The sequence below is a fragment of the Cellulosimicrobium sp. PMB13 genome (genome assembly GCF_051294865.1).
GTDB lineage: Bacteria > Actinomycetota > Actinomycetes > Actinomycetales > Cellulomonadaceae > Cellulosimicrobium.
The window spans coordinates 1,555,580-1,576,777 of sequence record NZ_CP145910.1 but is presented as its reverse complement, the minus strand read 5'-3'; the positions used below and the strand labels follow the sequence as shown (position 1 = coordinate 1,576,777).

The window sequence follows — 21,198 nt, the reverse complement described above, 5'->3', positions numbered from 1 at the left end:
ACGTCCACGGCATTCCTCAGCATGCTGAGGAATGCATCCTCCCACGGGGCGGCTCGGCTCACACGTCGGCGGGCACCTCGATCTTGCGGGGGCCCGCCTGCCAGGCCTCCCACGCCGAGGAGATGATCTCCGGCAGCCCCTGCGACGCGCGCCAGCCCAGCACCTCGTTGATCCGGCGCGGGTCGCCGACGAGCTGCGGCGGGTCGCCCGCACGGCGCGGCTCGATGTCGGGCGTCACGTCGAGCCCGCTCACGCGGCCGATCTCGTCGATGACCTCCCGCACGGACGACCCCTCGCCCGTGCCGACGTTGAACACGTCGAACGGACGCTCGTCGGCGTCGAGGTAGTCGAGCGACGCGAGGTGCGCGTGCGCGAGGTCGAGCACGTGGATGTAGTCGCGCAGGCACGTGCCGTCCGGCGTGGGGTAGTCGTCGCCGAAGATCTTGGGCCGCTCGCCGCGCTCCAGCCGGTCGAGGACCATCGGGACGAGGTTGAGGACCGCGGGGTCACCGAGCTCGGGCCAGCCCGAGCCCGCGACGTTGAAGTAGCGCAGCGCGACGAACCGCAGGCCCCACGCGCGACCGGCCGCGCGGCCGAGCCACTCGCCGACGAGCTTCGTCTCGCCGTAGGGGTTGATGGGCTCCGCGTGCAGCTTCTCCTCGACCATCGACACCGACGGCATGCCGTACGTCGCCGCGGACGACGAGAAGACGAGCCGGTCGACCCCGGCCGCCTGCATCGCGGTCACGAGGTTCGTGAAGCCGCCGACGTTCTGCTGGTAGTACCACGCGGGCTTCTCGACCGACTCGCCGACCTGCTTGCGGGCCGCGAAGTGGATGACGGCGCGCACGTCGTGCTCGGTGAGGGCGCGGGTCAGCACGTCGACCGCCTCGGGCGCCGCGACGTCGACCTGGACGAGCTCCGCGTCGCCGATCCGGTCGGCCCGGCCGGTGCTCAGGTCGTCGACCACGACGACCTTCTCGCCCTTGTCCTGCAGCAGCCGCACCACGTGCGCGCCGATGTACCCCGCTCCGCCGGTCACCAGAATCGTCATGCGGCCAGCCTAACGGCGGGCCGCGCGGCCCGTCGGGGCGGTCCGGCCGCACGCGCGGACCTCAGTGGTGCGCGGACGGCTCCGTGCTCCGCATGTCCGGCGGCTCGATCTGGAACGTGCAGTGGTCGACGTCGAAGTGGCCGCTCAGGCACGTCCTGAGCCGCTGCAGGACGTCCGTCCCCTCGCCGCGGGCGAGGCGCGCCGCCTCGACCTCGACGTGCGCGGACATGACCGGGACTCCCGAGGTGATGGTCCAGGCGTGCAGGTCGTGCACGCCGACGACACCGGGGACGCCTTCCATGTGCTCGCGGACCGCGGCGAGGTCGACGCCCGGGGGCGTCGCCTCGAGCAGGACGTGCGCGACGTCGCGCAGCAGCAGGACGGCGCGGGGCAGGATCATGAGGCCGATCGCGACCGACGCGATCCCGTCGGCGCGGGGGAAGCCCGCCGCGACGGCGACACCCGCGGCGACGACGGCGACGGAGCCGAGCAGGTCCCCCAGCACCTCGAGGTACGCCCCGCGGACGTTGAGGCTCTCGGCCTGGCCGGCGTGGAGCAGCCGCAGCCCGACGGCGTTGGCGGCGAGTCCCACGAGCGCGACGACGATCATGACGCCCGCCCGGATGTCCGGCTCGGGCGCGCGCACGCGCCCGACGCCCTCGACGATCACCGTGACGGCCACGAACCCGAGGATCAGGGCGTTCGCGAGCGCGGCCAAGATCTCCGCGCGCTGCCAGCCGAACGTGCGCCGCGACGTCGCCGGGCGGGCGGCGAGCCAGCTCGCCACGAGGGCGATCGCGATCCCCGAGGCGTCCGTGAGCATGTGGCCCGCGTCCGCGAGCAGCGCCAGGGAGCCGGAGACGAGCGCACCGACGACCTCGCCGGCCATCACGGCCAGCGTGATCGCCAGCACGACGGCGAGGCGCCGGCGGTGCGCGCCGGTCGCGGTGCCGTGCCCACCGTGCCCGTGACCCCCGTGGCCGCTCACGACGCCTCCTCCGCGCGCGAGCGCGGCGCGAGCGCGACGTGCTCGGCGTCGGCGAGCAGGTGCGCCACCTCGGGTCGCAGCAGGCGGTACCAGGACGAGCGGCCCTCACGCCGGACGGCGACGACCCCGGCGTCACGCAGCATCGTCAGGTGGGCCGAGACGGTGGACTGGGCGAGACCGAGCTCGCGCGTGAGGTCGACGACGCGGCGCTCCGCTCCGGTGAGCAGGTGGACGAGCGCGAGACGGTTGGGCTCGGCCAGCGCGTGCAGGAGCCGCGCCACGGCCTCGTGGTCGTGCGACCCGTTATTCATCGCCATATGACGATGTTATCGCCTGCTGCCGATGAATACCAGGCCCGTGGGAACGCGACGCCCGTCGACGCCCTCTGTCGAGGAAGCCCGGCGGACATCTACCCCCAGCCGAGCTCGTGCAGGCGGTCGTCGTCGATCCCGAAGTGGTGGGCGATCTCGTGGACCACGGTGATCGCCACCTCCTCGACCACCTCGTCGCGGGTCTCGCAGATCGCGAGCGTGGGGTTGCGGTAGACGGTGATGCGGTCGGGCAACGACCCGGCGGCCCACATCTCGCCCCGTTCCGTGAGCGGCACGCCCTCGTACAGGCCGAGCAGCTCGGGGTCGTCCGCCGGTGCGTCGTCCTCCACGAGCACGACCACGTTGTCCATCTGGGCCGCGAGATCCGGGGGCACGAGGTCCAGGCCGTCGCGCACCGCGTCCTCGAACTCCTCGAGCGTCATCTCCACCACGGGACCATCCTCCCCCGCTGTACACTGGCCGACGTCCACGAGCCCCCATCGTCTAGCGGCCTAGGACCCCGCCCTTTCACGGCGGTAGCACGGGTTCGAATCCCGTTGGGGGTACGCAGGATGGTGCAGGACCGGTGGTCACCAGCGGATTTACGGATCGGCTCATCGGTACGGTACGATCCTCTCGGTTCGAAAGCAGCCCGCCGAACAGCGGGAAGCGGAGAACTTTCAGCATCACAGCAAGGCCCTGTAGCGCAGTTGGTTAGCGCGCCGCCCTGTCACGGCGGAGGTCGCGGGTTCAAGTCCCGTCAGGGTCGCGCGAGGCGAGAGCCCGGGCCGGTCGACATCGGCCGCCCGGGTTCTCTCGCATCAAGGCTCTGTAGCTCAGTTGGTAGAGCGTTCGACTGAAAATCGAAAGGTCACCGGATCGACGCCGGTCGGAGCCACTCACGAAGCCCCCGCCGGGGAGACATCGGCGGGGGCTTTCTCGTCCTCCGGCGCGTCTCGGCACGTCACAGGCATGCCGACGCGCACCCCGCAGGCGGCTCGGAAGTTGCGGACCGTCACCGCTGCCGGTTGAGTGGGACAGGGATCACGGCGAAGGGCGGAGACATGAGCGACTGGGTCGACGGGCGCATCCCGCCCGAGGAGCAGAAGCCGACGGTCGGGCAGCTCGTCGAGCGCCTCTCCGAGCAGGCGACGAGGCTCGTGCGATCCGAGATCGCGCTCGCCAAGACCGAGCTCAAGGACAAGGCGATGCACGCCGGCGTGGGCATCGGGATGCTCGTCGTCGGCGCGGTGCTCGTGCTCTACGGTCTCGGCTTCCTCTTCGCCGCGGGCATGGAGGGCCTGGCCACCGTCATGCCGACGTGGCTGGCCGCGCTGATCGTCGGCCTGGTCCTCGTGCTCGTCGCCGGAGGCCTCGCCTTCGTCGGGGTCAAGCAGCTGCAGCGCGGCGTGCCGCCCACCCCGACCGCCGCGGTCGACAGCATCAAGGAAGACGTCGAGACCATCAAGAAGGGGGTCCGCTCGTGAGCGCCGACAAGGCACCCGCTCCGTCCCAGTCCCAGATCGAGGACGAGATCGCGCGCACCCGCGCCGAGCTCGCCGGGACGATCGACGAGCTCACGACGCGGCTCGACCCGCGCGTCCAGGCCTCGCACGTGGCGCAGCAGGCGAAGCAGGCGGCGTCCGACACCGGCGCCTTCCTCACGGGGGGCGGGCTCCCCGAGGAGGATCCCGACCGGTCGCGCAACGTGAAGCTGCTCCTGGGTGCCGCGGTCGCTGGGGCCGCGCTCGTCGTCGCGGCGATCCTCCGCAGGCGCTCCTAGGCCGTCGCGCGTCGTCGCGCCACCGAGGCGGCCGCACCGCCGAGGCCGTCACGCGTCGGGGCGACCACGCCGCACCGGGACTGGCGCGGACGTGGGTCCGCCCAGCGCTCGATCAGCCGCCCAGCGCTCGGTCAGCCCTTGTCGGCGCCGTCGGCCGGCTCGCTGGCGGCGCCGAGCAGCGCGCGCACCTCGGACTCGCGGTAGCGGCGATGGCCGCCCAGGGTGCGGATCGACGAGAGCTTGCCCGCCTTCGCCCAGCGGGTCACGGTCTTGGGGTCGACCCGGAAGAGGCTGGCGACCTCGGCGGGCGTGAGCAGAACCTCGGACTCTCCATGCATGGACATCACGGCACCTCCTCCTGGAACGCGCTGGTCCGGCTGATGCCCCGGATCACGACGACAGCACGACGCCAGTTCCCCTCCATTGTCGCAGGATGCGGATTTCGGGCGACTTGACGGACGGGTGAATTAGGAACCCTATGGTCGGAAGGGTCGGACAGTCGCTCCTGCGCCTTACGAGCACCCTGAGCCCCGGGGCGCGGGCCGACGTGCCGACCGGTGGCACCGCCGGGCTCGTGGAGAGGTTGTGACGGTCCGCACGTCACGATCTCGACGCCTCTCCTGAGTGGCTGGAATAGGCCCCGAGCGTGTACCGTTGGACTCTGAACAGACGAAACTACACCCCGGGGCCGCACGTCTGAGCACGGTGCCGCCCCGCTTCTACGTTGAGGGGGTCGGAGCCATGGGCCGCGGCCGTCAGAAGGCAAAGCAGACCAAGGTCGCTCGGGAGCTGAAGTACTACAGCCCCGAGACGAACTACAGGGCTCTCGAGCAGGAGCTCACCGGTCACAGCCATACGGATGTCGCGACGGACTCCCGCTTCGGCGCCGAGTCGTCCGACGATCTCGACAGCTACGATCAGCGATACAACGGCTGGTCCGACGACCGCTGACGTCGTCGCTCCGTCTCCTCTCGCGGCGACGGGGCCCCGCCCGCAGGTGCGATCTTCACGTACGACGGCGCCGCCATCCGACGAGATGGCGGCGCCGTCGTCGCGCCCGGACCCGAGGGCCGCCGTCGAGGCGGCGACCCTCGGGCAACCGTGACCCTCGGGCGACCGTGACCCTCGACGAACTCAGGCCCGGTAGTCGTCGACGAGCCGGACGGCCCCGGCCTGCACGCCCTTCGTCCCGGCGACGAGGTCGCCGTCCGCGACGGCGCCCGGGGCTGCGGGGTCGAACGACTCGACCGAGCCGAGCACCCACGCCGGCAGGCCGAGCGCCGCGCAGCGCGCGAGGGCGGCGTCCGCGCCGTCCGCGCCCACGATCGCGACCATGCCGACGCCGAGGTTGAGCGTGCTCTCCAGGTCGGTGCGCGGGACGCCACCGAGCTCGCGCACGAGCCGGAAGACCGGCGGCACGTCCCAGCTCGCGCGGTCCACGACCCCCACGAGACCGGCCGGCAGGACGCGCGCGAGGTTCGCCGCGAGGCCTCCGCCGGTGACGTGCGTGAAGGCGTGCACCTGCGCCGCGTCGTCTGCGGCGAGCGCGAGGCAGTCGCTCGCGTACACGCGCGTGGGCTCGAGGAGCTCCTCGCCGACCGTCCGACCGAGCTCGTCCACGTGGCGCTCGAGCCCCCAGCCCGCGTGCCGCAGCACCGCGCGCACGAGCGAGTAGCCGTTCGAGTGCAGGCCCGACGACGCGAGCCCGATGAGCACGTCGCCCTCACGGACGCGGTCGGGGCCCAGGAGCGCGTCGGCCTCCACGACCCCCGTCGCCGCGCCCGCGACGTCGTACTCGTCCGGCTCGAGCAGCCCCGGGTGCTCGGCGGTCTCGCCGCCGACGAGCGCGGTGCCCGCGACCTCGCACGCCGCCGCGATGCCGCGGACGATGCCGGCGATGCGCTCGGGCACGACCTTGCCGCACGCGATGTAGTCCGTCATGAACAGCGGCTTCGCGCCGACGACGACGATGTCGTCGACGACCATGCCCACCAGGTCGAACCCGATGGTGTCGTGGACGTCCATCGCCTGCGCGATAGCGACCTTCGTCCCGACGCCGTCGGTGGACGTCGCGAGGAGCGGGCGGCGGTAGCGGGTCAGCTCGGCGGCGTCGTAGAGGCCGGCGAAGCCGCCCACTCCCCCGAGGACCTGCGGGCCCTGCGTGCGACGGACCGCGTCCTTCATGAGCTCGACGGCCTTGTCACCCGCCTCGGTGTCGACGCCGGCGGCGGCGTAGGTCAGGCCGGCGGGGGTCTGCGGCACGTCGGCAGTCACGGTCGTCGCTCCAGGTGTCACGGGATGGGAGAGGTGCGGTCGGGTCAGGGGTGCTGGAGCGCCCCGGCGCCGCCGGCGGTCACGGAGAGCGACCGCAGGCCGTCCTCGGGGGCGCCGAGCGGCAGCTCGGCCTGCTCGAGGAGGTGCTTGCCGAGCTGGTCGTCCGGCGGCAGCTCGATCGGGTACTTCCCGGTGAAGCACGCGGTGCAGAGCTGCGACGCGGGCTGCTCGGTGGCGGCGATCATGCCCTCGGCCGAGATGTAGCCGAGCGAGTCGGCGCCGAGCGACTGCCCGATCTCGTGGGGCGAGAGCCCGTTGGCGATGAGCTCGGCGCGCGAGGCGAAGTCGATGCCGTAGAAGCACGGCCACTTCACGGGCGGCGAGCTGATCCGCACGTGCACCTCGGCGGCGCCCGCCTCGCGGAGCATCCGGATGAGCGCGCGCTGGGTGTTGCCGCGCACGATCGAGTCGTCGACGACGACGAGCCGCTTGCCGCGGATGACGTCGCGCAGCGGGTTGAGCTTGAGCCGGATCCCGAGCTGGCGCAGCGTGTCCGACGGCTGGATGAACGTGCGGCCGACGTAGGCGTTCTTCGTGAGGCCCTGCCCGAACGGGATGCCCGACTCCGCGGCGTACCCGACCGCGGCGGGGGTCCCGGACTCGGGGACGGGGATGACGAGGTCGGCGTCGACGGCGTGCTCGCGCGCGAGCTGCCGGCCCATCTCGACCCGGGCGGCGTGCACCGACCGGCCGTTGATCGCCGTGTCGGGGCGTGCGAGGTAGACGTACTCGAACACGCAGCCCGCGCGCTCGATGGGCGCGAAGCGCTGCGAGCGCAGGCCGTCCGCGTCGATCGCGATGAGCTCGCCCGGCTCGACCTCGCGCACGAACGACGCGCCGACGATGTCGAGTGCCGGGGTCTCGCTCGCGACGACCCAGCCACGCTCGAGCCGGCCGAGGACGAGCGGGCGCACGCCCTGCGGGTCGCGCGCGGCGTACAGCGTGCGCTCGTCCATGAAGACGAGCGAGAACGCGCCGCGCAGCCGGGGCAGGACCTCGAGGGCGGTGGCCTCGAGCGTGTGGTCGGCGTCGCCCGCGAAGAGGGCGGTCACGAGCGCGGTGTCCGTCGTGTTGCCGCGCGCGAGCTCGCCGCGGCGCTGGCTCCCGTACCGCTCGGCGACGAGGTTGACCAGCTCGGCCGAGTTCGTGAGGTTGCCGTTGTGGCCGAGGGCGACGGTCCCGGACGCGGTCGCGCCGAGCGTCGGCTGGGCGTTCTCCCACGTGACGCCGCCCGTGGTGGAGTAGCGGCAGTGCCCGACGGCGATGTGCCCCGTCAGGGCGTTGAGCGCCGTCTCGTCGAACACCTGGGAGACGAGTCCCATGTCCTTGTAGACGAGGATCTGCTCGCCGTTGCTCGTCGCGATGCCGGCCGACTCCTGCCCGCGGTGCTGCAGGGCGTACAGGCCGAAGTAGGCGAGCTTGGCGACCTCCTCGCCGGGCGCCCAGACTCCGAAGACGCCGCAGGCGTCCTGGGGGCCTTTCTCGCCGGGCATGAGGTCGTGGTTGAGAAGTCCATCTCCGCGGGGGGCCACGTACCTCAGTGTCTCACGGGCGCGGCCCCGACCGGAGAACGGCCCGGGGACCGCACCGGCAACCGGCCGCGGACCGGTGCGAGGACGTTCACCGAGGCGTTACGTCGTCTCACCAGTCAGTCAGGGGTTTCGCGGAGTGGTCATCCACCGCTTCAATCTGGACTTACCCGATCGCGGCAGTCCAGTTTGCCGCGCGAGACGGCCCCCGGGCCCCCACCGAAGGACGAGACAGATGCGACGCCACCGGACCACGTTCCCCCTCGCCGCCGCCGTAGCGGCCACCGCGCTGGTCCTCACCGCCTGCGCGCCGACCGCCGTCGACGGATCAGGAGGCGGCGACGGTGACACGTCGGTGGAGCCCACCACGCTCTCGCTCGTCGGCTTCGCCGTGCCCAAGGCCGGCAACGACGCGGCCCAGGAGCTGTGGGCCGAGACGGAGGACGGCCAGGGCGTCACCTGGGAGACGTCGTACGGCGCCTCGGGCGACCAGAGCCGCGCCGTCGCCGAGGGCCTGGACGCCGACTACGTCCACTTCTCGCTCGAGGGCGACGTCACGCGCCTCGTCGAGGCGGGGCTCGTCGCCGAGGACTGGGACGCGGGCGAGAACGCGGGCATCGTCAGCCAGTCCGTCGTCGTGCTCATCGTGCGCGAGGGGAACCCGAAGAACATCCAGGGCTGGGAGGACATCGTGAAGCCGGGCGTCGAGATCGTCACGCCGAACCCGGGCTCCTCCGGCTCGGCCCGGTGGAACATCCTCGCCGGCTGGGGCAGCGTCATCGCGAACGGCGGGAGCGAGGAGGACGCGACCGAGTACCTGCGCCAGTTCTTCACCAACGCCGTGGCGCTGCCCGGCAGCGGCCGCGACGCGACCACGACCTTCACCGCCGGGACGGGCGACGTCCTGCTCTCCTACGAGAACGAGGCGATCCTCGCGCGCCAGAACGGCGAGACGTTCGACTACGTCGTGCCCGACCAGACGCTGCTCATCGAGAACCCGGCGGCCGTCACGATCGACGCGGACCCGAAGGCGCAGAGCTACCTCGACTTCGTCCTCACGCCCGAGGGGCAGCAGGCGTTCGCGAGCAAGGGCTTCCGCCCGCTCGTCGGCGAGGTGGAGGGCGAGGTCGAGGGGGCCAACGACCCGAGCGACCCGTTCCCCACCGTCCCGTCCCTGCTCACGATCGAGGACGACTTCGGCGGCTGGGACGCGACGAACGCGAAGTTCTTCGGCGACGAGGGCCTCGTGACGAAGGTCCAGACCGAGACCGGGAAGCAGTGACCCGTGACCACCGTCGCTGAACGACCGGGCCGGGCGGCGCGCGAGCGCCCCCCGGCCCCGGCCGCGCCCGGTGGGAGCGGCCGGAGCGGCCGTGCGCGCCGCCGGACGCGCAACGGCCCGTACCGGCTCACGGCCGCCTCGGGCCTCGGGCTGGGCGTCTCCCTCCTGTGGTTCTCCGCGCTCGCGCTCGTGCCGCTCGTCGCGGTCCTCGTCGAGACCTCCGCGGGTGGCTGGCCCGCGTTCGTCGCCGCGATCACCCAGCCCCAGACGGCCGCCGCGCTCACGCTCACCGTGTCGCAGGCGCTCGCCGTCACGGCCGTGAACGTCGTCATGGGCACGCTCATCGCGTGGGTCCTCGTGCGCGACTCCTTCCCGGGCAAGCGGATCCTCGAGGTGCTCATCGACATCCCGTTCGCCCTCCCGACGATCGTCGCCGGGCTCGTGCTGCTCGCGCTGTACGGGCCGTCCGGGCCGCTCGGGGTCGACGTCGCGAACACCCGGGCTGCCGTCTTCCTCGCGTTCCTGTTCGTCACCCTGCCGTTCGTCGTCCGCAGCGTGCAGCCCGTCCTCGCGGAGCTGGACCGCGACGTCGAGGAGGCCGCGTCGTCGCTCGGCGCGACGCGCGCCACGACGTTCCGGCGCGTGATCCTCCCGGCGCTCGCCCCGGCGATCACGGCGGGCGCGGCGCTGTCCTTCGCGCGGGCGATCAGCGAGTACGGGGCGCTCGTCCTGCTCTCGGGCAACCTGCCGATGCGCACCGAGGTCGGCTCCGTCCGCATCCTCAGCTACCTCGAGAACGGGCAGCCCGAGCAGGCCGCTGCCGTCGCGTCCGTCCTCCTGCTCGTGTCGCTGCTCGTCATCGCGACGATCCAGCTCGTCCAGAGGAAGGTGGCCCGCCGTGGATAGCTCCCCCTGGGTGCGCCGCACGCTGCGTGCCGTCGTGGTCGTCTACCTCGTGATGCTCGTGGGCTGGCCGCTGACCCTCGTGGTGCGCGGCGCGTTCGCCGACGGCCTCGAGACGCTGCGCACCGCGCTGTCGGACCCGAGCGTCGTCTTCGCGCTCCAGCTCACCGCGTCGGTCGCGGTCCAGGTCGTCGTGATCAACACGCTCTTCGGCGTCGGGATCTCGCTCCTGCTCGTCCGCTACGACTTCCCCGGTAAGGCGCTGCTCAACGCGCTGCTCGACCTTCCGCTGTCCGTCTCTCCGATCGTCGTGGGCCTCTCGCTCATCCTCGTCTACGGTCAGGACGGCTTGTTCGGTCCGGCCCTGGAGGACGCGGGGTTCCAGGTGGTCTTCGCGCCGCCCGGCATCGTCATGGCGACGGCGTTCGTGTGCCTCCCGCTCGTGATCCGCGAGGTCGTGCCGGTGCTCACCGAGATCGGCACCGACGAGGAGCTCGCCGCGACGAGCCTCGGTGCCACGTGGTGGCAGACGTTCCGCCGCATCACGCTGCCGGCGATCAGGTGGGCCGTCGTGTACGGCGTCGTGCTCACGCTCGCCCGCGCGCTCGGCGAGTTCGGCGCGGTCAAGGTGGTCTCCGGCAACTTCGAGGGCCGCACCCAGACGTCCACGCTCCTCGTCGAGCAGCGCTACCAGGACTTCGAGCAGGGCACCGCGTACGCGGTCGCGTTCCTCCTCGCGTCCGTGTCGGTCGCGTGCATCGTCGCCGTCACCTTCCTGCGCTCGGACACGCCGTCCGCCGTCGCCTCCCCCGCCCGCCCCCGCACCACCCACCCTGCGAAGGCCGCCTCATGAGCATCGAGATCCGGAACGTCCGCAAGACCTTCGGCGACTTCGTCGCGCTCGACGACGTCTCCGTCTCCGTCCCGACCGGTCGCCTCACCGCGCTCCTCGGCCCGAGCGGCGGGGGGAAGTCGACGCTCCTGCGCGTCGTCGCGGGCCTCGAGCAGCCGGACTCCGGCACGGTCGAGATCGAGGGCCGGGACGCGACGAACCTGCCCGCCCGACGGCGCAACGTCGGCTTCGTCTTCCAGCACTACGCCGCGTTCAAGCACCTGAGCGTCGCGCGCAACGTCGCCTTCGGGCTGGAGATCCGCCGCACCCCCAAGGCGGAGACCGCCGAGCGCGTCGACGAGCTCCTGCGCCTCGTCCACCTCGAGTCCTTCGCGCACCGGCTGCCGTCGCAGCTCTCCGGCGGTCAGCGCCAGCGCATGGCGCTCGCCCGGGCGCTCGCGATCCGCCCGAGCGTCCTGCTGCTCGACGAGCCGTTCGGCGCGCTCGACGCCAAGGTCCGCAAGGAGCTGCGCGACTGGCTGCGCCGACTCCACGACGAGATCCCCGTCACGACCGTGTTCGTCACGCACGACCAGGAGGAGGCTCTGGAGGTCGCGGACGAGATCGTCGTCGTCAACGAGGGTCGCATCGAGCAGGTCGGCACGCCCGACGACCTCTACGACCGCCCCGCGAACGACTTCGTCATGAGCTTCCTCGGCCCGGTCACGCGGCTCGGCGGGATCCTCGTGCGCCCGCACGACGTCCACGTCGAGGTGCTGCCCGACGGCGCCCTGCCCGGGGACGCGCCAGCTCGCCCGAGCGGCGTGCCGGCGACCGAGGACCGCGCGTCGTCGGACCAGGCCGTCACCGGGGTCGTGACGCGGACGACCCGCGTCGGCTTCGAGGTGCGCGCCGAGGTGACGACCGAGGACGAGGTGGTGTCCGTCGTCGTGACGCGGGCAGAGGCCCGGACGCTGGGTCTGGCGCCGGGCGTCGCCGTCCGCCTCGCGCCGGCCGACGGCGCCCCGACGTCCGCCGCTCCGGCGCGGGCCGCCGAGGTGGGCCCGGACCCTGTCGTCGCGTCCGCTCCCGCGTCCGTCGCCGGCTGACCCGGACGGACCGACCGCTCGCTCCCCTATCCTGCGGGCGTGCGCCCTTCCCCCGCCGACCGGCCCGCCGGGGGCCGCGACCGGCGTCCGCGGCACCATCGCGAGCGCGACGCCTACCGGTTCGTCGAGGTCGTGCCGGACGCGCGCCGCTCGCTGCTCGACGGGCTCGCGTCGGCGTCCGCGGCCCTTCTCGTGGGGACGGTCCTGGGCTTCCTCGTCCTCCTCGGGCTGACGCTCGCCGGGGGCGAGCTCGTGGTGGGCGCGCGACACGAGGCGGAGGAGATCCTGAGGACCACCATCGGGTGGTGGGTCCTGGTGCTCGTCGCCGCGGTGCTCGCGCACGTCCCGCTCCGCGCTGCGGCGACGCTGGCTCTCGGCCCCGCGCTGCTCGGTCCGGACCGCCCGCGCACCGACGTCCCGACGCGGTCGACGCGGCGGCGCGTCAGGGAGTCGAACCCTCCGGGAGCTCTCGCGGGCCTCGCCTGGACGTTCCTCGCGTCCGCCATGCTCGCGGGTGGCGTGATCGCGCCGTTCGCGATGGACGACGACGACACCGCGCGCCTCCCGACCATCGTCGTCTCCGCGATCGTCGGGACGACGTCGGTCGTGACCCTGGGCATCGTCCCGGGCCTCCGAGCACGCTGGGCGGCCGTCCAGGAGGCCGTGCGGTCGACCTGGGGCCCGAACGAGGCGCGCCTCGCCGAGGCGGCCGAGAAACGTCGTCGAGCAGCGCTCGCCACCGGGCCCACGTCACGCCCGAGTGGTCGCCGCGCCGCGCGGAACGGCCGCGCCGCGGCCGTCCTCGGCGGCACCGGCATGGCGGGACTCGTGCTCTTCATGGCGGGAACGATCATGCGTCACCCGCAGAAGTTCGGCCCGGACAGGTACTACGGTCCGGTCGGAGAGACGGCGATCGACGTGCTCGTCGGTGCGGGCGCCGTGCTGGTCGGTAGCGCGCTCCTCCTCGGCGCGGCGTGGCTCGCGGGCCCGGGGCTGCGGCAGGACCGCCGGCGTCGCGACGCGCTGGCCGCGCTGGGCTCACCGGACGGCTTCCCCACCGCGTCCACGCCGCCCGCCGACGACGTCGTCGAGGAGCTCCTGGCGCCGTGGACGGTGCCGGCGACGCTCGCGCTCGTGTGGCTCGTCGGCGTCGGGCTCGTCGCCCCGTCGCTCCTGGCGGGAGCGGCGGGCGAGGGTGTGGCTCTCGTGGCGGACGGCGTCCCGTGGGTGGTCGTCGCGCTCACCGCTCTCGTGACGGCCGTCGGGGCGGCCGTCGTCGTGGTCCGGGACGTGCCCCGGTCTGCGGCCGTCCGCGCCGCGGTCCGCGAGCGCTGGCATCCCGGCGACGTCGACCCCGCCTGAGCTCGCGAGCCCGGCAGGTCAGCGGCGGCGCAGGCTCCGGCGGTCGGCGACCACGGCCCACACGCCGGCGACCGCGGCGCCGAGCGCCGTGCAGGTGACGAGGATGACGGAGAAGTAGACGCCGGGCTTGAACACGCCCCGCACGGCGTCGGACTGCAGCCACGCGCCACCGACCCCGAGCCCGACCACGAGGCCGAGGACGATCCCCACGGTGAAGAACGCGCGGTAGCGCGGCGCACGGCGCACGGTCGTCGGGTCGACGACCTCCTCGATCTGGACCTCGTCGGCGGGCACGCGCGCCGGGTCGTCCGCGGGCACGTCGACCGCGCCGTCGGCCGGGTTCTCGGCGGGTGGCAGGGGGTCGGACGCCGCGCCGTGGGGCCGGTCGCCGGGCCCGTCGCGGGGAGCGGAGGACTGCTGGTGACTCACGGGACGACCCTACCCGCGCTGCCTGGGAGCCTTGTCCGAGCCGGACGCACCGCGACCCGGGCCCGTCGGACGGGACCCGGGTCGCGGATCGGAGCGCTAGCGCGTCAGCCGCACGTCTGGCCCGCGAACGGGACCTCGTACTCCTGCGTCACGCCGTCGAGCGTGGCGGTGACGGTCACCGTGCCGCCCGCGACGGACGTGGCCCGGGTGTTGAACGACTGGTACGCGTTCTTGCCCGGCTGGAGGCTCGGGAACCGCTTCGACCCGTACGGGGTGGCGACCACGACCTCGACCGGGACGTCCTCGCCGTTGGTCGCCCGGACGGCGACGTGGACGAACGGGCCGAGGCAGCGTGCCGAGGCCTGGACGTTCTCGAGGACGACGGCCGGAGCCACGGCCTCGACCGTCACGGGGATCCGCGCGGTCGTGCCGCTCGGCGCCGCGACGACCCACAGGTCGTACGCGCCCTCCGCGGTGGAGGCGGGAACCGTGGCCGTGAACGTCGCCGCCCCGTCGGTCAGCGTGGCCGTCCCGACGGCGTCGCCCGGGTTCTCCGGGTCGAACGTGCCGTCCGCCGGGACGAGGTACCCCGTGACCTCCGTGTTCTGCGGCGACCCGAGCGAGGTCAGGTCGAGACGCGACAGCGCGATGCTGACGTCCTCGCCCGCCGTGACCGGACCGGGCAGCGCGTCGACGACCACCCGGGATCGCGCGAACGACGGCGACAGCGGGGAGTTGCCGCTGAGGTAGGCGATCCACGCGTCGCGGTCGACGAGACCGGAGTCGCGCGGGTCGGTGCCCTCGGTGAACACCCGGAAGTTGTCACCGCCGGTCGCGAGGAACGAGAACGTCGCGACTCGGTACTCGCCGTCGGGGTCGATCGGCTCGCCGTCGATGGTCACGGTCAGCACGTTGTCCCCCGGGGCCGCGTTCGGGTCGGCGGTGCTCGCCGTCCACGAGACGTTGTCCGACAGACCGAGAGCCAGGTACGGGCGCGACGGGCGGTTGCCGTTCGCGTCCGTCTGCCACTGCTGCTCGAGCATCGTCACGACCTGCTCGCCCGTGAGGGTCACGGTCCACAGGTTGTTGACGAACGGCAGCACCGCGTTCGCCTCGGCGTACGTGATGACGCCGTCCGCGCCCACGAGCAGGTCGCTGCGCAGGCCGCCCGGGTTGACGACGCCGAAGTCGGCGCCGCCGCGCGCCGGGTCGGCGAGGGTGTCGCGGAGCGAGTTGGCGACGAGGTTGCCCAGCGTCGACTCGGAGGCGCGGTCGTCGCGCGCGCCCGTCGGCGGGTTCGTGACCGGCGGCGCGACGTAGACGCCGTCGACGTACGAGCCTCCGGTCCACGCCGTCGTGATGTCGGCCGTGACCTCGCCGACCGGCTGGGAGCCGATGACCTCGGCCTCGGCCAGCGCCGGGTCGAGAACGTCCTTGACCGCCTGCACGCGCGGGTAGGTCTGGACGAGCTGCTCCCACGGCGTCGACGTCCGCGGCACGTTGACCGCGGCGTGGTCGACGACCTCGCCCGTCTCGGTGTCCACGGTGAGCGTGATGCGTCCGACGAACTCGCCGTAGCTGCCCGTCTGGAGGATCGGGCGCGTCGCACCCTCGACGCCGGGGACCGGCGCCTCCCACGCGTACTGCTTGTGCGTGTGGCCCGTGAAGAACGCGGCCACGCGCGGGTCCGTGCCGTTGACGATGTCGGCGAAGACGCCGCCCGCAGCGACCTCCTCCTCGAGCGTCGAGCCGTCGGGGGTGCCGGCTCCGGCGCCCTCGTGCACGAGGGCCACGACGACGTCGGCCTCGCCGTTCGCGTCGTCGCCGTCCTGGAGCTGGGCGGTCACGCGGTTCAGCGCCTCGACCGGGTCGCCGAAGTCGAGGTCCGCGATGCCCGCCGGGGTGACGAGCGACGGCGTCTCCTCGGTGACCACGCCGACGAACCCGACCTGCACGCCGTCGATCTCGACGACGTCGTACTCGGGCAGGGCGGGGTTCTGCGTCCCCTTGTCGTAGACGTTCGCCCCGAGGTAGGACCAGTTCGCCGCGTCGGCGACGCGACCGGTGAGGTCCGCGAAGCCGCGGTCGAACTCGTGGTTGCCCACCGCGGAGGTGGCGAGCTCGAGCGCGTTGAGCACGTCGATCGTGGGCTGGTCGTCCTGCGAGGACGACGCGAACAGCGAGGCACCGATGTTGTCGCCCGCCGAGACGAAGGCCGTCCCGTCGGGGTTCTCGGCACGCAGCTGCTCGACCGTGCCCGCGAAGGACAGCGTGTTGTTGGTGACGACGCCCGTGGTCCGGTTCGTCACGTACGGCTCGATGCGCCCGTGGAAGTCGTTGATCGCGAGCAGGTCGATCGTCGTCGTGCCCGGCTCGGCGTCGCCACCGAGATCCATCCCGACGAGGACCGGGTCGTGGTCGGACGACCGGAACGGCGTCGTGTCGTAGAGGATCGACGCGTTGTAGTTGTAGCGGCTGTACTCGTTCGCGATGGCCTCGACCGAGTTGATGTTCCAGATGTCGGTACCCGTCACGACGTCGGCGGCGGCCGGCGAGGCGAACACGTGGTCGAGCGACCCGACGTAGCCGTCGAAGAGGTAGCTCTGCTCACCGGTCGTCTCGCCGAGGTCGACGTAGCCCGCGTCCTTGAGGACCTCGAGCGGGTCCTCCATCGAGTAGGAGTTGAAGTCGCCCGCGAGGAGGACCTTGTCCGTCCCCGCGTCCGCCGCGACGTCCTCGGCGAACCCGACGAGCGCCGTGGCCTGCGCGACGCGCGACGCGTTGAACGCGCCCTGCCCGTCGCCCGAGTCCTCGTCGCCCGGGAGCACCGGGTCGCCCGAGCCCTTCGACTTGAGGTGGTTCGCGACGACGAGGACGTCGTCCTCGGCCGACTCGGCACCCTCGGCCGGCTGGAACACCTGTGCGAGCGGCTCGCGCGCGTTGACGAAGGCCGGGTCGTCGAGCAGGATCTGCGAAGCGCCGACCGGCTCGGCCGCGTCCACCTGGTAGATGTAGGCGAGGCGGATGACGTCCTCGTCGTCGGGCAGCGCCGCCGGCGAGGGGACGAACGCCCACTCGTCGGCGCCCGCCGCCGTGTTGAGGGCGTCGACCAGGTCGGACAGCGCCTGGTCGCGGTCCTTGCCGAACGGCGCGGAGTTCTCGATCTCCATGAGCGCGACCACGTCGGCGTCGAGGGCGTCGATCGCCGCGACGATCTTGGCCTGCTGCCGCTCGAGGTTCTCGTCGTTCGCCGCGCCGCGGGCGTCGCAGCCCCGGTTGACGGTGATCGGGTTGCCCGCACGGTCCGTGTAGTAGGTGCAGCCCGTGAGCTCGTCGCCCGTGGTCGTGAAGTAGTTGAGCACGTTGAACGTCGCGACGCTCAGGTTCCCGCCGACCTCGGCGGGCGCGTCCTCGCGCGTGTTCTCGAACGTCGCCGGCTGGACCTCGGCGGCGTTGCCGCCGTCGCCCGCGCGCAGCTGCGTGAGCGGCTGGAACGTCCAGGCGTCGAAGCGGTAGTCGAGGATCACGGGCGTCGTGAACGTCACGCCCGCGCCGACGCGGGCCGGCGCCCCGCCCGTGAGGTACGGGAGCGGGATGCTCTTGTTGGCGGACCCGTTGAAGTTGGTCGTCGCGCCGTCGTCGAGCACGACGCCGCGGGCCGCCCGGTCCGCGACCGCGGCCTGGGCCTCGGCGGACCCGGGGCGACCGGCCGACGTCGGCTGCAGGAACGGCTCCGTCCCGGCGGCGAGGAGGAACGACCCGTAGTAGTTCGTGTCGTAGTTGTCGGCGATCGTGTAGTCGCCCGCGGGCTGGACGAGCATGCCCTCGAGCGCCTCGCGCTCGGCGTCCGTCGCGGGGAACGCGACGTCCGCGGCCTTCACGGCCTCGGCGGGCTCGTCGAGCACGGACCAGCCGCCGGCGGCGGGGGCGACCTGCGTGAGCGTGAAGTACTCCGAGACGGTTCCGGTGACCTCGACGTGGTCGCCGACCTCAAGCTGCTCGGCCGCGGCCTTCGAGTACACGAAGATCGCGTCCGACGCGTCGTGGTCGTCGCCCAGGTCGCCGCCGGTGCCCTCGGTCTGGAGGTACAGGCCGTCGTAGCCGCCGGTCGGGTACGTCGCGGTGACGACGCCGCGCGTCGTGACGGTCTGTCCGACGAGCGGGCTCGTGGCCCCCGTGCCCTGGATGTCGGCGATCGGCACGACCTCGCCCGGCTCCGGGTCAGGGCCGCCACCGTCGTCGCCGCTGTTCTGCGGCGTGACGGTGCTCGAGAGCGTGAAGTCCTTGCTGTTGTCGTCGGTGTCGACGAACCCCGTGCGGTTGACGGACGCGGGGACGTTGTTCGCCGACGGCGCCGGCCCGACCGCGGTCTCGAAGGTCAGGGAGGCGCCGTACCCGACGAGGTCGACGACGCCCGCGGCGCCCGCGACGTTCCCGGTGGGCAGGGCGAGCGCGCTCGTCGAGCTCGCGAGGACGAGCGTGCCCGTCGTGCCCGACGGGTTGAGCCCGCCGGTCGCGTCCGGGGTCGGCAGCGCGGCGCCGTTGGAGCCGTTCGAGCCGCCCTGGACGAGGTAGTAGCCGCCGGGCTCGACGCTGCCGGACAACGGGGTCACGCCCGTGAACGTGCCCGTGCCGGTCGCGGAGCGGTACTGCAGCGACATGCCCGACACGTCGATCGCCGCGTCGGTGGGGTTGTACAGCTCGACGAACTTGTTCGTGTAGGGCGCGTTGGTGCTGCCGCCGCTCAGGTACGCCTCGTTGATGACGAGGCCGGACCCGTCGACGGCGGTCGGCAGGGAGCCCGCCGCGGTGGCGGCGGTCGCCGACAGGGGGACGGCGAGCGCCGCGCTCAGCGTCGCTGCCACCACCTTTCCCCGTCGGTTCCCGCGCTGCGGCGGGAGGTGGTGGTGGGACACGCTGACTCCTTCATCTCGTGCGGACGGCCCCGGAACGACCCGTCCGTGCAGGGCGCGGACGCGACGCCCCTGACGCCAGGGTCATCGCAGCGCACGCGGATGAACGGACGGTTGCTGCCGGATCACCACCGTGAGAACGACACCGCACGTCGTCGTGCCGCGTCGGCCCCGCGAGCGGTGGCCGATCATCCACCGGACGCTAGCCCTCCGGCTCGCCCGTGGCCAGAGCAGGACCCGGAACGTTACTCAGTGGTAACACCCGGTCATGGTGGCTCAGCGCCTCCGCGCCGCCTGGAGCGGGAGGAGCCACGAGATGTCGGACCGCTCGCCCGACGCGCGGACCCGGCCCGCGGCGACGGCGTCGGCCCACGTGAGCTCGCCCGTCGCGAGGCCCAGCCAGGTCTCGGGGTCGGTCTCGACGACGTTGGGCGGGGTACCGCGCGTGTGGCGCGGCCCCTCGACCGCCTGGACAGCCCCCGCGGGCGGGACCCGCACCTCGACGGCGTGGCCCGGCGCGACGTCGGCCAGCTCCTCGAGCGTGAACCGCACCGCGGTCGTCACGTCCCGGCGCTCGGCGTGCCCGTCGCGCCACGCCGCGAGGGCGAGACGGCCGACGGCGGGATCGGTGCGGCGTCGGGCAGGCATGGGACCAGCCTAGGCACCGCTCACCCCACCGGCGTGCCGCGCCGGACCGTCCGAGACGGGACGCGACGCGGTCAGGGCGACGTGAAGAGCACGCGGCGGTCGGCGACCGACGCCTCGCGCAGCGCCACGCGCACGGGGTCGCCGAGCGGGAGGTCGGTGCCCTCCACCGGGGCGCGCACCGCCGGGTCGGCGAGCACGACCTGGCCCCGCCGGGGCGCGGCGTCCCCGCCGCCCTTGCGCTCGAGCCGGCGCCCTCGCTCGCGGTCGTCCTCGACGTCGACGACGACGCCGTCGAACACCTCGCCGACCCGTCCGGCGAGCAGCGCCGCCTCGACGACGTCGACGATGGCCCGGTCGTAGGCGCTCGCCCGCTGACCGGTCCGCGCCATCGTGCGCGGCAGCCCGGGCAGCGCGTCGAGCACCCAGCGCGGGACGGGGTCGCCCGCGCACAGCGCGAGGCAGACCTCGGTGCCGTACCGGTCGACGAGGCGGCGCAGCGGGGCGGTGACGTGGGCGTACTCGGCGGCGATCGCGGCGTGCGCAGCGTCGTCGGGCACGCCCGGTTCCTGGCCCGTGCCGCCGAACGCCTCGTACGACGCCCCGCGGAACAGGCTCGTGGCCTCGGTGAGGAACGCCGCGTGGCGCGGCTGCGCGGAGTCGAGCGTGGGGACCAGGTCGCCGTACTCGACGTCGCGCGGCCAGTCGATGCCGAGGGCGCCGGCGGTGCGGCGCAGGCGCGCGACGTCGCGCGGGTCGGCGTCGGGCAGCGCGCGGAAGACCCCGACGCCCCCCGCACGCATGATCCGCGCCGCCGCGATCCCGGTCAGCAGAGAGATCTGCGCGTTCCACCCCTCGGCCGGGAGGGTCGCGCGGAAGACGAGGCCGAACGACCCGTCGTCGTGCGCGACGATCTCCTGCTCCGGGACCTCGAGGGAGACGCCGCCGCGGGCGCGCTCGCGCGCCAGCCGCAGCTCGCCGACCACGCGCAGCAGCGCGAGCGTCCCGGCGGTCTCGTCCGAGCCTTCCGAGCCGTTCGAGGCGACCGCACCTGCAGCGTTCTCCCCGGTCCTCGCCACCGGCGGCAGCGCGTCGACGCGTGCCTGCGCCTCCTCGTACGTGAGCCGGGCGCGCGAGCGGACGACCGCGCGGCGGACGGTCGCGTCGACGATCTCCCCCGCGGCGTCGAGCACGATGCGCCAGGCCGCCGCACGCCTGTCCTCACCGGGCAGCAGGCTCGCCGCGCCCTCCGAGAGCGCGGCCGGGTGCAGCGGCGTGCGCGCGTCGGGGGCGTAGAACGTGCTCCCTCGCTGGTGCGCCTCGGTGTCGATCGCGCCACCCGGCTCCACGAAGGACCCGACGTCCGCGATCGCGTAGTGCACGACGTACGCCGCGCTTCCCTCCGCGGCCGGACCCGCCGGCTCGAGGAACAACGCCTGGTCCAGGTCCATCGAACCGGGCGGGTCGATCGTCAGGAACGGCAGGTCACGCAGGTCGACCCGGCCGTCGGAGCCAGGACCACCGGCGCCGTCGGTCGCCGCGCGCGCCGCCGCCTCGGCCTCGGTGACGACCTCCGGCCCGAAGGCGTCGGGGATCTCCATCTCGCGCCGGAGCGTGGCGAGCGCCGCCCGGACGTCCCGGGTGGCGTCGGGGGCAGGAGCGAGGCGGACCTGGGGGCTGGGCACGGGACGACCCTACCGAGCCGCGACGGACCGCGCCGCGCC

General features: G+C 73.3%; 19 protein-coding genes and 3 tRNA genes. 11 read left to right on the top strand and 11 right to left on the bottom strand.

Annotated features, from left to right (window positions below; translation table 11 throughout):
• Positions 1-58 precede the first annotated feature (58 nt).
• The 4 genes from galE to V5D56_RS07320 all read right to left on the bottom strand — a co-directional run bounded on the left by galE (position 59) and on the right by V5D56_RS07320 (position 2,796).
• Positions 59-1,054, bottom strand: coding sequence for a UDP-glucose 4-epimerase GalE (gene galE / locus V5D56_RS07335; RefSeq protein WP_435738387.1), 996 nt, complete (start codon positions 1,052-1,054; stop codon positions 59-61).
• 61 nt (positions 1,055-1,115) lie between these two features.
• The gene (locus V5D56_RS07330; protein WP_435738386.1) at positions 1,116-2,042 is read right to left on the bottom strand and encodes a cation diffusion facilitator family transporter; all 927 of its coding nucleotides are present in this window, start codon (positions 2,040-2,042) and stop codon (positions 1,116-1,118) included.
• Positions 2,039-2,359 carry an ArsR/SmtB family transcription factor gene (locus V5D56_RS07325; RefSeq protein ID WP_435738385.1) on the bottom strand — a complete coding sequence of 107 codons (321 nt, stop codon included), beginning with the start codon at positions 2,357-2,359 and terminating at the stop codon, positions 2,039-2,041. Before V5D56_RS07325 ends, V5D56_RS07330 begins: the two co-directional genes overlap by 4 nt.
• 92 nt (positions 2,360-2,451) lie before the next feature.
• A complete protein-coding gene (locus tag V5D56_RS07320; RefSeq protein ID WP_251152662.1) occupies positions 2,452-2,796 on the bottom strand; it encodes a metallopeptidase family protein in 345 nt (114 codons plus the stop codon).
• Positions 2,797-2,846: 50 nt separating this feature from the next.
• Here V5D56_RS07320 and V5D56_RS07315 point away from each other — a divergent pair.
• The 5 genes from V5D56_RS07315 to V5D56_RS07295 all read left to right on the top strand — a co-directional run bounded on the left by V5D56_RS07315 (position 2,847) and on the right by V5D56_RS07295 (position 4,136).
• Positions 2,847-2,919 (top strand) — tRNA-Glu (locus V5D56_RS07315).
• 129 nt (positions 2,920-3,048) lie between these two features.
• Positions 3,049-3,122: transfer RNA gene (locus V5D56_RS07310), tRNA-Asp, on the top strand.
• A 56-nt stretch (positions 3,123-3,178) separates the two neighbouring features.
• Positions 3,179-3,251, top strand: a tRNA-Phe gene (locus V5D56_RS07305).
• Positions 3,252-3,417: 166 nt separating this feature from the next.
• A complete protein-coding gene (locus V5D56_RS07300) occupies positions 3,418-3,840 on the top strand; it encodes a phage holin family protein (protein ID WP_435738384.1) in 423 nt (140 codons plus the stop codon).
• The gene (locus tag V5D56_RS07295) at positions 3,837-4,136 is read left to right on the top strand and encodes a DUF3618 domain-containing protein (RefSeq protein ID WP_435738383.1); all 300 of its coding nucleotides are present in this window, start codon (positions 3,837-3,839) and stop codon (positions 4,134-4,136) included. Before V5D56_RS07300 ends, V5D56_RS07295 begins: the two co-directional genes overlap by 4 nt.
• A gap of 131 nt (positions 4,137-4,267) precedes the next feature.
• On the opposite strand, the gene V5D56_RS07290 is transcribed toward V5D56_RS07295, so the two are convergent.
• The gene (locus V5D56_RS07290) at positions 4,268-4,480 is read right to left on the bottom strand and encodes a BldC family transcriptional regulator (RefSeq protein ID WP_251152510.1); all 213 of its coding nucleotides are present in this window, start codon (positions 4,478-4,480) and stop codon (positions 4,268-4,270) included.
• Between the two features lie 397 nt (positions 4,481-4,877).
• Between V5D56_RS07290 and V5D56_RS07285 the strand changes: the two genes are divergently transcribed.
• The gene (locus V5D56_RS07285) at positions 4,878-5,087 is read left to right on the top strand and encodes a DUF3073 domain-containing protein (protein WP_435738972.1); all 210 of its coding nucleotides are present in this window, start codon (positions 4,878-4,880) and stop codon (positions 5,085-5,087) included.
• Positions 5,088-5,270: 183 nt separating this feature from the next.
• On the opposite strand, the gene purM is transcribed toward V5D56_RS07285, so the two are convergent.
• Positions 5,271-6,410, bottom strand: a complete 1,140-nt coding sequence (gene purM, locus V5D56_RS07280) for a phosphoribosylformylglycinamidine cyclo-ligase (RefSeq protein ID WP_435738382.1) — start codon at positions 6,408-6,410, stop codon at positions 5,271-5,273.
• Between the two features lie 44 nt (positions 6,411-6,454).
• On the bottom strand, positions 6,455-8,002 hold the full coding sequence (gene purF / locus V5D56_RS07275) for an amidophosphoribosyltransferase (protein WP_435738381.1): 1,548 nt from the start codon (positions 8,000-8,002) through the stop codon (positions 6,455-6,457).
• Between the two features lie 232 nt (positions 8,003-8,234).
• Between purF and V5D56_RS07270 the strand changes: the two genes are divergently transcribed.
• The 5 genes from V5D56_RS07270 to V5D56_RS07250 are packed head-to-tail and all read left to right on the top strand — an operon-like array spanning position 8,235 to position 13,487.
• Positions 8,235-9,281: a sulfate ABC transporter substrate-binding protein gene (locus V5D56_RS07270; RefSeq protein ID WP_435738380.1), complete on the top strand. Its 1,047-nt coding sequence runs from the start codon at positions 8,235-8,237 to the stop codon at positions 9,279-9,281.
• A gap of 3 nt (positions 9,282-9,284) precedes the next feature.
• Entirely contained in the window at positions 9,285-10,187 is a 903-nt protein-coding gene (cysT, locus tag V5D56_RS07265; RefSeq protein WP_435738379.1) for a sulfate ABC transporter permease subunit CysT, read from the top strand.
• Positions 10,180-11,037 carry a sulfate ABC transporter permease gene (locus tag V5D56_RS07260; protein WP_435738378.1) on the top strand — a complete coding sequence of 286 codons (858 nt, stop codon included), beginning with the start codon at positions 10,180-10,182 and terminating at the stop codon, positions 11,035-11,037. The genes cysT and V5D56_RS07260 overlap by 8 nt, the downstream gene beginning before the upstream one ends.
• On the top strand, positions 11,034-12,125 hold the full coding sequence (locus V5D56_RS07255; RefSeq protein WP_435738377.1) for a sulfate/molybdate ABC transporter ATP-binding protein: 1,092 nt from the start codon (positions 11,034-11,036) through the stop codon (positions 12,123-12,125). Before V5D56_RS07260 ends, V5D56_RS07255 begins: the two co-directional genes overlap by 4 nt.
• Before the next feature lie 39 nt (positions 12,126-12,164).
• The gene (locus V5D56_RS07250; RefSeq protein ID WP_435738376.1) at positions 12,165-13,487 is read left to right on the top strand and encodes a hypothetical protein; all 1,323 of its coding nucleotides are present in this window, start codon (positions 12,165-12,167) and stop codon (positions 13,485-13,487) included.
• A gap of 18 nt (positions 13,488-13,505) precedes the next feature.
• On the opposite strand, the gene V5D56_RS07245 is transcribed toward V5D56_RS07250, so the two are convergent.
• The 4 genes from V5D56_RS07245 to V5D56_RS07230 form a co-directional block, all read right to left on the bottom strand.
• Positions 13,506-13,916: a hypothetical protein gene (locus V5D56_RS07245; protein ID WP_435738375.1), complete on the bottom strand. Its 411-nt coding sequence runs from the start codon at positions 13,914-13,916 to the stop codon at positions 13,506-13,508.
• 104 nt (positions 13,917-14,020) lie between these two features.
• Positions 14,021-18,832 carry an ExeM/NucH family extracellular endonuclease gene (locus V5D56_RS07240; RefSeq protein ID WP_435738374.1) on the bottom strand — a complete coding sequence of 1,604 codons (4,812 nt, stop codon included), beginning with the start codon at positions 18,830-18,832 and terminating at the stop codon, positions 14,021-14,023.
• Positions 18,833-19,105: 273 nt separating this feature from the next.
• On the bottom strand, positions 19,106-19,477 hold the full coding sequence (locus V5D56_RS07235; RefSeq protein ID WP_435738373.1) for a sterol carrier family protein: 372 nt from the start codon (positions 19,475-19,477) through the stop codon (positions 19,106-19,108).
• Positions 19,478-19,548: 71 nt separating this feature from the next.
• The gene (locus tag V5D56_RS07230) at positions 19,549-21,159 is read right to left on the bottom strand and encodes an RNB domain-containing ribonuclease (RefSeq protein WP_435738372.1); all 1,611 of its coding nucleotides are present in this window, start codon (positions 21,157-21,159) and stop codon (positions 19,549-19,551) included.
• Positions 21,160-21,198 lie beyond the last annotated feature (39 nt).